Source organism: Mesorhizobium kamtschaticum (assembly GCF_056174585.1).
Genome location: NZ_CM149691.1, coordinates 71,998 through 85,067, shown reverse-complemented (window position 1 = coordinate 85,067; position 13,070 = coordinate 71,998). Strand labels below are relative to the sequence as shown.

At 61.5% G+C, this 13,070-nt stretch carries 12 protein-coding genes and 1 tRNA gene; 6 read left to right on the top strand and 7 right to left on the bottom strand.

The window, feature by feature from the left end:
• Positions 1 to 228: 228 nt before the first annotated feature.
• Together AC0V7N_RS00410 and AC0V7N_RS00405 are read left to right on the top strand one after the other, a co-directional pair.
• Positions 229 to 381: a hypothetical protein gene (locus tag AC0V7N_RS00410; RefSeq protein WP_496627639.1), complete on the top strand. Its 153-nt coding sequence runs from the start codon at positions 229 to 231 to the stop codon at positions 379 to 381.
• 65 nt (positions 382 to 446) lie between these two features.
• Positions 447 to 893 carry a Panacea domain-containing protein gene (locus AC0V7N_RS00405; protein WP_475460129.1) on the top strand — a complete coding sequence of 149 codons (447 nt, stop codon included), beginning with the start codon at positions 447 to 449 and terminating at the stop codon, positions 891 to 893.
• A 932-nt stretch (positions 894 to 1,825) separates the two neighbouring features.
• Here AC0V7N_RS00405 and AC0V7N_RS00400 read toward each other — a convergent pair.
• Positions 1,826 to 1,901, bottom strand: a tRNA-Thr gene (locus tag AC0V7N_RS00400).
• Positions 1,902 to 2,189: 288 nt separating this feature from the next.
• Here AC0V7N_RS00400 and AC0V7N_RS00395 point away from each other — a divergent pair.
• A complete protein-coding gene (locus AC0V7N_RS00395; RefSeq protein WP_475453741.1) occupies positions 2,190 to 3,335 on the top strand; it encodes a hypothetical protein in 1,146 nt (381 codons plus the stop codon).
• Between the two features lie 19 nt (positions 3,336 to 3,354).
• Here the strand turns inward: AC0V7N_RS00395 and AC0V7N_RS00390 are convergent, their stop codons facing one another.
• Both AC0V7N_RS00390 and AC0V7N_RS00385 read right to left on the bottom strand, forming a co-directional pair.
• Positions 3,355 to 4,956 (bottom strand): cisplatin damage response ATP-dependent DNA ligase, encoded by a 1,602-nt coding sequence (locus tag AC0V7N_RS00390; RefSeq protein WP_475453739.1) that lies wholly within the window; start codon positions 4,954 to 4,956, stop codon positions 3,355 to 3,357.
• Between the two features lie 4 nt (positions 4,957 to 4,960).
• Positions 4,961 to 5,968, bottom strand: coding sequence for a ligase-associated DNA damage response exonuclease (locus AC0V7N_RS00385; RefSeq protein WP_475453737.1), 1,008 nt, complete (start codon positions 5,966 to 5,968; stop codon positions 4,961 to 4,963).
• Positions 5,969 to 6,074: 106 nt separating this feature from the next.
• Between AC0V7N_RS00385 and AC0V7N_RS00380 the strand changes: the two genes are divergently transcribed.
• The 3 genes from AC0V7N_RS00380 to AC0V7N_RS00370 all read left to right on the top strand — a co-directional run bounded on the left by AC0V7N_RS00380 (position 6,075) and on the right by AC0V7N_RS00370 (position 8,110).
• A complete protein-coding gene (locus tag AC0V7N_RS00380) occupies positions 6,075 to 7,067 on the top strand; it encodes a class I SAM-dependent DNA methyltransferase (protein WP_475453735.1) in 993 nt (330 codons plus the stop codon).
• Positions 7,068 to 7,148: 81 nt separating this feature from the next.
• On the top strand, positions 7,149 to 7,511 hold the full coding sequence (locus AC0V7N_RS00375) for a hypothetical protein (protein ID WP_475453733.1): 363 nt from the start codon (positions 7,149 to 7,151) through the stop codon (positions 7,509 to 7,511).
• A gap of 71 nt (positions 7,512 to 7,582) precedes the next feature.
• Positions 7,583 to 8,110, top strand: a complete 528-nt coding sequence (locus AC0V7N_RS00370) for a P-loop NTPase family protein (RefSeq protein WP_475453731.1) — start codon at positions 7,583 to 7,585, stop codon at positions 8,108 to 8,110.
• A 9-nt stretch (positions 8,111 to 8,119) separates the two neighbouring features.
• On the opposite strand, the gene AC0V7N_RS00365 is transcribed toward AC0V7N_RS00370, so the two are convergent.
• From AC0V7N_RS00365 to AC0V7N_RS00350, 4 genes are all read right to left on the bottom strand, one after another.
• On the bottom strand, positions 8,120 to 9,061 hold the full coding sequence (locus AC0V7N_RS00365; RefSeq protein ID WP_475453730.1) for a 2-hydroxyacid dehydrogenase: 942 nt from the start codon (positions 9,059 to 9,061) through the stop codon (positions 8,120 to 8,122).
• Between the two features lie 131 nt (positions 9,062 to 9,192).
• Positions 9,193 to 10,821, bottom strand: coding sequence for an ABC transporter ATP-binding protein (locus AC0V7N_RS00360; RefSeq protein WP_475453728.1), 1,629 nt, complete (start codon positions 10,819 to 10,821; stop codon positions 9,193 to 9,195).
• Entirely contained in the window at positions 10,818 to 11,957 is a 1,140-nt protein-coding gene (locus AC0V7N_RS00355) for an ABC transporter permease (protein WP_475453726.1), read from the bottom strand. Before AC0V7N_RS00355 ends, AC0V7N_RS00360 begins: the two co-directional genes overlap by 4 nt.
• Entirely contained in the window at positions 11,957 to 13,054 is a 1,098-nt protein-coding gene (locus tag AC0V7N_RS00350; protein ID WP_475453724.1) for a microcin C ABC transporter permease YejB, read from the bottom strand. The genes AC0V7N_RS00355 and AC0V7N_RS00350 overlap by 1 nt, the downstream gene beginning before the upstream one ends.
• Positions 13,055 to 13,070 lie beyond the last annotated feature (16 nt).

The following is a 13,070-nucleotide window of genomic DNA, read 5'->3' as shown; positions in this document are numbered from 1 at the left end:
TTTCCCGTTTTGGAGCGCCTGATAAATACGGCCCGATAGAGCCCGCCCCGGCGTGAGCCGAGACGGGCCTCTTGATAATTGCTGCCTTGTTAAGTGATTACGGGCTTGGAACTCTGCACTGCTGCGGTGACGGCCGAAAGCTTCTCTCGCTTGGTCAGGATCGGCTTTTCGTAGGTCTTCTTCATAATATCCCTGCGTGTTCCCTCGGCGCCAAGGTGCCTTCGCGCGATGATTGTTGTCAAGCTGGCGTTAAAAGCCCGCCACCTTTCGGCGGCGGGCAATGATCTTCGGGGAATGCATTCTGAAAAGGCTTCGGTCAGTGGGCATCTTCGATCCGGTCTGGAAATCCAGCCGATTAGCGAGGCGGCTGGCGCAACTTGAGCCTTGGGCGGCATGCCGGTATAGGTATGTCAAGTCCTGCGGAATCGCGCTATAATTTGGCCAGTATGATAAAATTCCATGTCGACAAAGACAAGGTTTTGGAGGCGCTGGTCTACATCACCGCCCAGGCCGGCGAGTTGACGCCTTTTTTTGCCGGCAAGATTTTGTATTTTGCAGACGTTGACCATTTGCGCAAATTCGGCAGGCCGATTACGGGCGATTCATACTACGCGATGGAAAACGGCCCGGTGCCTACGTTTGCCTACGATATTATTAAGGGCAGCGTCCCCGAGCCCACCAAAAGTTCGGCGAATGACGGGCTGGATAGAGCGCAACGAAAACACCCGACTATCAGCGCAAAACGCAAGGCAGACCTTTCTTTCTTCAGCAAGTCCGACCTGACGTGTCTCGATCACGCGATCAATATTGCCTACGGCGTTCTTTCGGGGAGATCTCTGACGAGACCCATGGGCATAAAGCCTGGGCAAACGCAGGTCAGAACGAAACGATGAGTTTCGAAGACATGTTGGCAGGCGCCGACGATGAGGTCATCGAGGACGCAAAGGCTTTTGCAGCCTATGGCGTCCTGTAAGCTCGGCCATATCTACATAATCAAAACAGCCATAGCTAAGCCTCAGAAAGACAAATTCGCTTTGTGCGTTTGCGTCTCTGAGAAATTCTTCGTGTGGATCAATACGCTGCCCCGCCCTCATGGGAAGGACCAAATCCTGATCCAGGCTGGATGTCACGAACTGATCACCCACGACAGCTTCATCGACTTATCCCGGGTCGTGATGCATGACGGTTGGGAATTCGATGAAGCAAAAGAGTTCGCGCGGATCGATGGTACCCTTTGCCACCTATTCTAGCTGCGGTGAAGTCTGGGCTTGAGGTCATGCCAGCGCGTCATTGCGCCATCATTTCGGAGAACATCGCGACACTACTCTGAATTGCGCCGCTGCCGCTGAGAGAAATGGGGAAGAAAGTGGGGAAGAAAGTGGGGAAGAAAGTGGGGAAGAAAGTGGGGAAGACTGCCTCCAGTCTAAAATCGCAAAGCGATTTCAAGTGGTTAGACAGAAACTATGGCGGAGAGAACGGGATTCGAACCCACGGTGCCTTTCCCGGTACGGAAGTTTTCAACACTTCTGCCTTAAACCACTCAGCCACCCGTCCACTGCGATCTGCACCATCTTTCAACGAACTGGCGCAGATTTGGCGCAGATTTCACTTCTATTTCGATCATAATGCCTTACGTTTCAAAAGCTTATGGCCATCCAGTTCTTGTTTTCAAGACCGGTGCCTAGCCCCAATGAAGCACCCTGCCGATCGCGTCGATTGATCGTGTGAGATGGTACGGTTCGGTGCCATAGTGGTGCCACGAACCACCCCTGAAGCCGTGGAACCAAGATCCAAAGCGCTAGTACGCGGATTTTATTGAAATTTTTGGTGCCGCTTAGGTGACTCGAACACCTGACCCCATCATTACGAATGATGTGCTCTACCAACTGAGCTAAAGCGGCCCGGGAGGCCAAGGCCTCCAAGATGGGCTGGGTGATAGACTCAACCGGCCGCGAATTCAAGATGCGACTTGCCAAATCATGCATGAGCGCCCGCGATCACCGAAACCAGGGGTTCGCGCCTCCGTCTGTGCGATAATCGCCGGCACATGCCGATTTTGTTTGCCGGAACATTGCCAAGATGGACTTTGGACTGCCCGTCGAGGCAGAATGCGGCGCCCGCCCGTTGATTGATTGGTCGCCTACGGCTAACCATCACGGAAGTTTGGGCAATTTGCAGAGGGATCCCGCTTGGACGCGATTGAAAAAGCGATCCGGAACGCCTTGGAAAAGGGCAATGCCGAGGACCGCGCGTTCCGCGAGAGGGTCTATCGGTCGGCCTTTGCCGCGCTTGACCGTGCGCTCCAGGCCAATCCCGGCGTGACCGTGGAAGTCGCCATCAAGCGCCGCAAGGCGATCCAGGCGACAATCACCGAAATCGAATCCGAGTTCCTGCCGGCGGTGCCGGATGTTGGCCTGGAGGTCGACGCCCCGGCGGGCGAGCCCGCGGCCACTGCGGCGCCCGCGATCGAGATCGGCGACAAGACGCCATCGTCCACTGTCGCCGTCGACGGCCCCGCGCAGCCCGCATCCGATGCGCCGCGCTCGCGCGTGCTGCCGGTCGTCCCCGACATCATGCCGGACGCGACGCTTCCCGGTGCGCCGGCCATCGACATGTCCGTTCCCGCCGCTTCGGGGGCCGCGACGGAAGTGGCGCCCGATCGCGATGAGCGGCGCATTCGTGGACGCCGCCTGCCGCTGACCGCCATTTTCTTCACCGTAACGCTGCTTGCGGCGATCGGCATCGGCGTGTTCTTCGCCATCCAGACCGGCGTGTTCAAGACGGCGGCGCAGCTCGATACGGCGCCGCCGGTGGCGCCGCCAACCGTCGAGGACGACGATTTCACCCCGGCCGACGGCGCCAACGCACCGGCAAAGCCTGGTGCCGCGGATCAGTCGCGCAACTGGATCAATGTGTTCTCGCCGACCGATCCGACGCATGTCGCCGCCCCGTCGGACGCCAAGGCCGAGGTGATGAAGGACGACAGCGGTTCGTTCCTGCGCATCCAGTCCGGCCCCTCCGGTTCGGCGGTTGCCTTCGATGTCGGGCAGGGCGTGCTGGAGAAGCTCGCCGGCAAGCATGCGGTGTTCGATATCATCGCGCGTGCCGAGGACGGCAAGGACACGCAGATCTCCGTCGACTGCAATTTCGGCGAACTCGGCGATTGCGGCCGCAAGCGCTACGCGGTCGGCCAGCAGCGCAACGAATATCTGTTCGACGTGCAGTTCCCCGACAAGCATCCGGGTTCGGCCGGAACCATCGCCGTCAATTCCGATTTCGACAAACAGGGCAAGGCGGTCAACATCTACGAGATCCGCGTCTCGATCGAGCCTTGAGGATGTCTGCCGCGGACGCCTAGCGGTCGAGCAATGCCTGCAGCGTCTCGATGCGGTCGGCCTCGTTGGCCGGCTTGTCCCAGCGCGGCCGTGAAATGCGGGGAAAGCGCATGGCGACGCCGGATTTGTGCCGGGTCGAACGGTTGAGCCCCTCGAAGGCGACCTCCAGCACCAGGCCATTGTCGCGATCCGCCCGCACCGAACGCACCGGCCCAAAACGCTCGACCGTGTTGTCCCTGACATATTTGTCGATCTGCTTCAGCTCCTCGTCGGTGAAGCCGAAATAGGCCTTGCCAACCGGCACCAGTTCCTCCTCGCCCTCGGCTCCGGACCAGACGCCGAAGGTGTAGTCGGAGTAAAAGCTCGAGCGCTTGCCATGGCCGCGCTGGGCATACATCAGCACCGCGTCCACCGTATGCGGATCGCGCTTCCATTTGAACCACGGGCCTTTCGGCCGGCCGGCAACGTAGGGCGAATCCCAGCGCTTCAGCATCACCCCTTCGATGATCGGATACGGCGGTGCGCGGCGCAGTTTTTCGAGCGCCTGCCAGTTCGCGAAGGCGACGAAGGGCGACAGGTCGAAACGGCTCGGGTCGAGCGTTTTCACGAAGGCTTCGAGGCGGCCACGCCGTTCGCGGAACGACAATGCGCGAAGGTCTTCATCGCCGATCTGAAGCAGGTCGTAGCAGCGCATGAAGGCCGGATATTGCTGCTGCATCTTCGGCGTCACCGTCTTGCGGTTCAGCCGCTGCTGCAGGTCAGAGAAGGTTCCTGTCGCCTCTCGCGGATCGCCGACAAGCAATTCGCCGTCGAGCGTCGCGGAAAAATCCATTGCGTCAGCAAGGTCGGGAAAGGCGCCGGAGACATCGTCGCCCGTGCGCGAGTAAAGCCTGCGGATGCCGCCTTCGGCCACCGCCTGGACGCGGATGCCGTCCCATTTCCATTCAGCGGCGTAGTCCGCCGGGTCAAGCTTTTCGAGATCGCCGTCACCGACCGCGTTCGACAGCATCACCGGACGGAACAGCGCCAGCGCCGTGTTGCGTGGCTTCTCAGCCTTGCCTTCCAGCCACGCGAACAGCGCCGTATAGGGCGGCGACAGCCCGTGCCAGAGCTCCTCGATTTCGGCGACGTCGACCTTGCCGAAATCCGCCAGCGCCTGTTTGGCCAGCCGCGCCGACACGCCGATGCGCAGGCCACCGGTGACCAGCTTGATGATGGCGAAGCGCGCCGAAATGCCGGCGCTGTCGAGCAGCCCCGCTAGCACCTTCGGCCCGTCGGAACGGCTTGCCGCCTGCAGTCTTGCCACGACTTCGCCAAGCGTCGGGTCGCGGTTGGGGATCTTGCCGGGTGTCTGCGGCCAGACCAGCGACACCGTCTCGGCGAGATCGCCGACATAGTCGTAGGAATAGCCGAACAGCACCGGGTCCATGCGTTCGGTGACTAGCATGCGCAACATCGCCGGCTTGACCGCCGCTATATTGAGATCGCCGGTGATGGCGGCCAGCGCCAGGCCGCGATCCGGATCCTCCACGGTGCGGAAATAGTCGACCAGCAGCGTCAGCTTGCCATTGCGCGACGGCGTCAGCACCAAACGGTCGAGGAGTTCGGCGAAGCGGTTCATGCCCTCAATCGCCCTCGTCCTCATAGCCCACCAGATGCAGTGGCTTTGCGGCGATGCCTTCCAGCTCGCACCAGCGCACCAGCGCTTCCTCGCGGCCATGCGTCACCCAGATTTCCCCGGCGCCGGTCTCCTTGATGGTGGCGGTGAGTTCGTCCCAGTCGGCATGGTCCGAGATGATCAGCGGCAGCTCGACGCCGCCTTGCTTGGCGCGCTGGCGGATGCGCATCCAGCCGGACGCGAAGCACGAGATCGGATCAGGAAAGCGCCGCGCCCAGCGATCGGCGAAGGCCGATGGCGGGCCGACGACGATGGCGCCAGCGAAATCTTGCTTGCCGCCTTCCACTGTCGCCGGTTCGAGTGTCCCCAGATCGATGCCTTGGCTCTGATAGTACTCGCTGAGCCTGGCCAGCGCGCCATGGATGTAGAGCGGCTTGTCATAGCCGGCGTCGCGCAACAGCCGCATCACCCGCTGCGCTTTCCCCAACGCATAGGCGCCGACGAGATGCGAGCGTTCGGGAAACTGCGCCGCTGATTTCAGCAGGCGGGCGATCTCTTCGGTGTCGGGTGGGTGACGGAAAACCGGCAGGCCGAAGGTCGCCTCGGTGATGAACACGTCGCAGCGGATAGGCTCGAACGGCGCGCAGGTCGCATCCTTCCGCCTCTTGTAGTCGCCGGAGGCGACGATGCGCATGCCCTGATGCTCGACCGATATCTGCGCCGAACCCAGCACATGGCCGGCCGGATGGAAGCTGACGCTGACGCCATTGAGGCCGATCGCCTCGCCGAGCCGTGCCGCTTGGGTCGTTCCGGCAAAATCCTCGCCATAGCGCAGGCCCATAATGTCGAGCGTCTGCTGCGTCGCCAGCACCGAGCGGTGGCCTGAACGCGCATGGTCGGAATGGCCGTGCGTGATCAGCGCCCGGTTCACCGGTCGTACCGGGTCGATGAAGAAGTCGCCCGGCGGGCAATAAAGGCCCTCGGGCCGGGGATGAAGCAGGTCGCTGGCGCGCATGATCCCCAAGATAGGATATAATTCCGCCACGGGAAGTCTGTTGCCACGGACTGCTGACTCCAGCATATACGCACGCCGGCTTCAGTTGCAGGCGGGACCCATCTACATGAAACCGCTCCAGACCTCATCCGGCGACTTGAACGCCGATCGCCGCGCCGACTATGCCGAGATGCTTCATGCCGATGGCGATCACGCGGCGGCGGCGGAATTGCTGCTCGATGCGCTGGAACTGACACCGCAATGGGCGATGGGCTGGTTTCGTCTCGGCGAAATGCAGCAAGCGGCGGGTGCATCGGATCTGGCAGCACAGGCATGGACGGTGTCGCTGCAACTCGATCCGACGGATCGTCAGGGTGCTGCACTGAACCTGCAATTGATCGGCAAGGCGCCGGCGTCCGACGCGCTCCCCAGCGCTTTCGTCGAGACACTGTTCGATCACTACGCCGAGAGCTTCGATGAATCGCTGGTCGATAGGCTGGGTTACCGGCTGCCTGAGTTGCTGGACCAAGCCATTCGAACGGCAAGGCCGGGTCGCTTCCCGCTGGCGCTCGATCTCGGCTGCGGCACCGGCCTGATGGGGCAGAGGCTGCGGCCGATTGCCGACCGGCTGGAGGGCTATGACATTTCGACCGGAATGCTGAAACGGGCGCGGGCCAAGGGTGTCTACGATTTCCTGGGCAAGGCCGATCTGCGGGATTTTTCCTATGCTGGCCCGAAAGCCGAGCTGGTGACAGTGGCCGACGTCTTCATCTATGTCGGCGCACTCGACGACATGCTGAAGACGATCGCCGGCTTGCTGGCCGGAGATGGCCTGTTCGCCTTTTCCGTAGAGAGGTTGAGCGGCAGTGGCGATTTCGTGTTGCTGCCATCGCGCCGCTACGCGCACTCTGAAACCTATGTGCGTGAAATCCTGGCCGCCAACGGATTTTCGATCCTGTCCTTGGAAACAACCGTGATCCGGCAGGATCGTCGGGAACCGGTCGACGGGCTGGTCGTTGTGGCCGGGAAAATCCATGCAACCGGAAGCGTTCACAATCGGGCCAATGCGGTGATCCTTCCCAACCCCAAAGGGGGGGTACTGCCGCACTTGTCGCTGTGAAGCTTCTGCTGCGAAAAAGCCCGAATCGCGTGCGCGGGTAACAAGGGGGCGCGCGCGGAATATCAGGAGGGAGCATATTCGATGCGCTGGAACATGATGATCTTGGCGTCTTGCCTGGCAACGACCGGCTGCGTCGGCAATTCGATGTCCGAACGGCAGGACGCCAACATAGAATCCTCCCTTCAGTACGACACCGTGCCATGCGATCAGTTGCTGGCGCAGCGCAACGGGTTGGCGCAGCAGAACAACCTTCCGGTGACCGCGAAGCCGACCTTCTACAATCCCGCAATGGGTTTCGGCCCGTTCACGCCCGATATGCGCTCCAAGGCCCAGCGCGATAGCGACAAGGCGGCAGGCGACATCGATGCCATGAACCGGTCGATCGAGCGCCGCGACTGCGGCAAGCCGGACAACCAGAAGAAGAAGTTCGCTCTGCCCGCTTGAAGATACGAAACAATCATTGGTCGAGAATTTGTCGCAGGCAGCTGGCTTTGTCCTGGCAAGGGCACGATCGGATGAAACTCTCGGACCTTGGAGACCGGATCTGCATCCTGGGGCCGTCCAACAGCGGCAAGTCGACCCTGGCCGACGCGATTGCCCGCAAGCGTGGCCTGGAGCCCATTCACCTCGATCTGCTTCATCGTCTGCCCAACACCGACTGGGAACCGCGTCCAAAGGGCGAATTCATCGCCTTGCATGACGCTGCGATTGCCGGTGAGCGTTGGGTGATGGATGGAAATTACTCGGTCGGCATGCCGCAACGCTTTCTGCGGGCGACGGGATTGATCTTGCTGGATATTTCCACGCCGGCAAGCTTGCTGCGCTATTTCAGGCGAACCCTGTTCGAGAAGGAGAGGCGCGGAGCCTTGGAGGGCGGGCGCGACAGCGTCAAATGGGACATGATCCGCCATATTGCCGTGACGACGCCGAAAAACCGCCAGAGATACCAGGCGATATTCGAGCAACTCGACCTGCCAAAGCTGCGGCTATCCTCCGTGAGAGCAATCAAGCAATGGTTCCGGCAGTGGGATCTGGCCAGGTAAGACTCCCGGTTAGTATCCCGCCTTGCGGTCCACCAGATTGTCGAGCTTTTCGCCGCGCTCGAAGGCGTCCATCTGGCGCAGCATGGTCGGCGCCAGGTGCATGGGATCGGAGGTCGCCGCGGCGTGCGGCGTCACGAACACTTTCGGATGGTTCCACAGCGGGCTGGTCTTCGGCAGCGGTTCGACCTCGAACACGTCGAGGCTTGCCTCTTTCAGCGTGCCGTCATCCAGCGCCCGCACGATGTCGGCGTCCTTCTGCAGGCGGCCGCGTCCGGCGTTGATCAGCACCGAACCGCCGAGGCCGTTGCGCTTGCGCAATTCCTTCAGCACGCCGTAATTGATGATGCCTTGCGTGTCCGGCGTCAGCGGCAACAGCACGACAAGGATATCGGTCGCCTTGAGAAAGGGGATCAAACCGGCCTCGCCGGAATAGGTCGCGACCCCTTGCATCGGCCGCTCGTTGCGTGACCAGCCATTGACGGCGAAGCCGAGCGACAGCAGCACCGAGGCTGCGGCGCGGCCGAGATTGCCGAGCCCCATAATGCCGACGGAAATGTCGCCGGCCGGCCTCTGTGGCGGCTCGTGCCAGATCTTCTTGGGCTGTTGCTGCCGGTAGAGCAGGCCCTGGCGATGGTGATCGAGCACCCGCCAGACGACATACTCGGTCATGTATTGGGTGAGGTTGTCGGCGACCACCCTGACGATCGGCACGTCGGGCAGGCCGGGGTCGGCGAAGACATGGTCGACGCCGGCGCCGATCGAGAAGATGGCGCGCAAATTGGGCAGCGACGACAACAGGTTCGGCTTCTGCTTCCACACCACCGCATAGGTGATCGACGGATCCTTGGCGCCTTCCGGCTCAAGCACCACCTCGCGCTCGGCCGACAACAGGTCGCGCCAACGCTGCGGATGAAAGCCGGTGACGGCAAGCAGGATACGGCCTTTTTCCATCGCGGTACGTCTAGTCCCTCTTCACGCCAGAGCGGTTCATCGTTTCACGGAAACGCCGAACCGCTCCGTCTGTTTGTTTTAGCGCAATTCCGGACGGAAAACCGTTTCACACTTTTCCTGGAATTACTCCGTCACTCGCTGACGATGCCGACCGGCGCCGTCTCTATCTTGAAGGCGGCCGAGATCAATGCCCGAGTATAGTCGGTTTGCGGATTTTCAAAAATCTGCTGGGAAGGGCCGGCTTCGACGATCTGGCCATTGCGCATGACGATGACGTCGTTGGCAAGCGCCCGGATGACCTTGAGGTCATGGCTGATGAAGAGATAGGCGAGGTCGTGCTTGGCCTGCAGATTGCGCAGGAGGTCGACGACCTGCGCCTGCACGCTCATGTCGAGCGCCGATGTTGGCTCGTCCAGCATGACGAAGCGCGGGTTGAGCACCATGGCGCGCGCGATGGCGACGCGCTGGCGCTGGCCGCCGGAAAACTCGTGCGGGTAGCGGTTGCGGGTCGCCGGATCGAGGCCGACCTCGTTCAGCACGGCGGCCACCTTGTCGTCGCGCTCATCGGGCGACAGCTTCGGCTCGTGGATCTTCAACCCTTCCTCAATGATCTCGGCAATCGACATGCGCGGGCTGAGCGAGCCGAACGGATCCTGGAACACGATCTGTAGTTCGCGCCTGAGCGGCCGCATGGCGTTGAAGGTGAGCTGGTTGATGTCGCGACCGTTGAACTGGATGCTCCCAGTCGACGAGATCATGCGCGCCAGCGCCAGGCCGAGCGTCGTCTTGCCAGAGCCGGATTCGCCGACCACGCCCAGCGTTTGGCCGGCGCGCACGGTGACATCGATGCCGTCGACCGCCTTCACATGATCGACGGTGGTTCGGAAAAACCCCTTCTTGATCGGGAACCAGACCTTGATGTCCTTGCCGGTCATGACAGGCTTGGCGGCATCGTTGGCGGCCGGCGGCTTGCCCTTCGGTTCGGCCGCCAGCAAATGCTTGGTATAGGCGTGCTGCGGGTTGGCGAAGATATCCTTGGTCGGTCCGGTCTCGACGATCTTGCCCTTGGTCATCACGCAGACCCGGTCGGCGATCTTGCGCACGATGCCGAGATCATGGGTGATGAACAGCATCGACATGCCCTTGCGGCTTTTCAAGCCCGCCAGCAGTTCGAGTATCTGCGCCTGCACGGTAACGTCGAGCGCCGTCGTCGGCTCGTCGGCGATCAGCAGTTCGGGTTCGTTGGCCAGCGCCATGGCGATCATGACGCGCTGGCGCTGGCCGCCGGAGAGCTGGTGCGGATAGGCGTCGAGACGGTTTTCCGGCTCGCGGATACCCACTTCCTTCAACAAGGCCAAAGTGCGGGCCTTGGCCGGGCGGTCGGCCATGCCTTGATGCAGCTTCAGGATCTCGACAATCTGGTGCTCGATCGTGTGCAGCGGATTGAGCGAGGTCATAGGCTCCTGGAAGATCATGGTGATCTTGTTGCCGCGCACTTGCCGCAACTGCTTCTCGTTCATGGCCAGCAGGTCGGCGCCCTGGAACAGGATCTTTCCCGAGGGGTGGCTCGCCGTCGGATAGGGCAGGAGCTTCAGCACTGACAAGGCCGACACCGATTTGCCGGAGCCGGACTCTCCGACCAGTGCCACCGTCTCGCCCTTGGCGAGGTCGAAGGAAATGTGGTCGACAGCTATCGACTGGTTGCCGCCTTGGGTGAAGGCGACGCTGAGATCGCGGATAGAGAGCAGAATTTCGCTCATCTGAATGCCTTGCGCGGATCGAAGGCATCGCGCGCGGCCTCACCGATGAACACCAGCAATGACAGCATCAGCGAGACGACGATGAAGCCGGAAATACCGAGCCATGGCGCGTTCAGGTTGCTTTGCGCCTGCTTCATGAGTTCGCCCAGCGAGGGGGAGCCCGGAGGCAGGCCGAAGCCGAGATAGTCGAGCGAGGTCAGCGTCGAGATCGAACCACTGGTCAGGAACGGCAGGAAGGTCAGCGTCGCCACCATGGCGTTGGGCAACAGATGCCGGAACATGATCGTGCGGTTGGGCACGCCGAGCGCGCGCGCCGCGTTGACATATTCGAAATTGCGGGCGCGCAGGAACTCGGCCCGCACCACCCCGACCAGCGACACCCAGGAGAAGATCAGCATCAGGCCAAGCAGGATGAAGAAGCCGGGCGGCAGGATGGCGGAGACGATGAGCAGCAGATAGAGCACCGGGATCGCTGACCAGATCTCGATGACGCGCTGAAACAGAAGATCGGTCCAGCCGCCGAAATAACCCTGCATAGCGCCGGCGGCGACGCCGATCAGCGACGACCCGGCAGTCAGGATCAGGCCGAACAGCACCGAGATCCTGAAACCGTAGATAAGCCGCGCCAGCACGTCGCGCGCCTGATCGTCGGTGCCCAGCCAGTTCCAGTTGCCGACAATGCAGTCGGGATCGGCGGCCTTCTGCGGATACTGGCTGCAGCGCTGGTCTGCATCATATTGCCACGACGGCTTTGCAGGAGCGGCATCGGGGATCGCATTGTTGACGGTGCGATAGGAGTAGCGGATCGGCGGCCAGATCATCCAGCCATTGGCGTTGATCTCGTCCCGGATGACCGGGTCGCGATAATCGGTGACGGCATAGAAGCCGCCGAACTTCTCCTCGGGGTAGGCGACCAGCACCGGAAACAGGATCTCGCCCTTGTAGGAGACGAGGATCGGCTTGTCGTTGGCGATCCATTCGGAAAACAGCGACAGACCGAACAGGACAAGGAAGATCCACAGCGACCAGTAGCCGCGCCGGTTGGCCTTGAAATTCTGCCAGCGCCGGCGGTTCAGCGGCGACAGCCAGGGCCGTTTGGCGCGTGTCGGCGTGTTCTCGACAACGGCTTCGGACATCAGATGTCTCTCCGCTCGAAATCGATGCGCGGATCGACCCAGGTGTACATCAGGTCGGACAGCAAGCCGACGAACAGCCCAAGCAGCGAGAAGATATAGAGATTGGCGAACACCACCGGATAATCGCGCGCCAACACCGACTTGAAGCCAAGCAGGCCAAGACCGTCGAGCGAAAAGATGTTCTCGATCAGCAGCGAGCCGGTGAAGAAGGCCGAGATGAAGGCGCCGGGAAAGCCGGCGATGACGATGAGCATGGCGTTGCGGAAGACATGGCCGTAGAGCACCTTGCGCTCCGACAGGCCCTTGGCGCGCGCCGTCACCACATACTGTTTGCGGATCTCCTCGAGGAAGGAATTCTTGGTGAGCAGCGTCGTCGTGGCGAAGGCCGACAGCACCAGCGCCGTCAGCGGCAAGGTCATGTGCCAGATATAGTCGACGATCCTGTCCGGCCAGGACAACTGGTCCCAATTGTCCGAAACGATGCCGCGCAACGGGAACCAGTCCCAGAACGAGCCGCCGGCAAACAGCACCATCAGCAGGATGCCGAACAGGAAGCCCGGGATGGCATAGCCGATGATGACGACACCGCTGGTCCACATGTCGAACGCCGAGCCATCCTTGACCGCCTTGCGGATGCCAAGCGGGATCGAGATCAGGTAGGACAGGATGGTGATCCAGATGCCGAGCGAGATCGACACCGGCATCTTTTCGAGGATCAGGTCGAGCACCGAAATGTCGCGGAAATAGCTGTCGCCGAAATCGAACCGGATATAGTTCCACAGCATCATACCGAAGCGTTCGAGCGGCGGCTTGTCGAAGCCGAACTGCTTTTCCAGCTTCTTGATGAACTCGGGGTCAAGACCCTGCGCGCCGCGGTATTTCGAACTGATATCGCCGGCCACATCGAAATTGCCACCGGTGCCGGCGTCGCCACCGCCGCCGCCGAGGCGATCGCTGCCGCCCTGGTTGGTCAGGCTGGCAATCACCTGCTCGACCGGACCGCCGGGCGCGAACTGGATCACGGCAAAGGAGATCGCCATGATGCCGAACAGCGTCGGGATCATCAGAAGGATGCGTCGCAGTATATAGGCGCCCATCAGGCTGCCGGCCCCG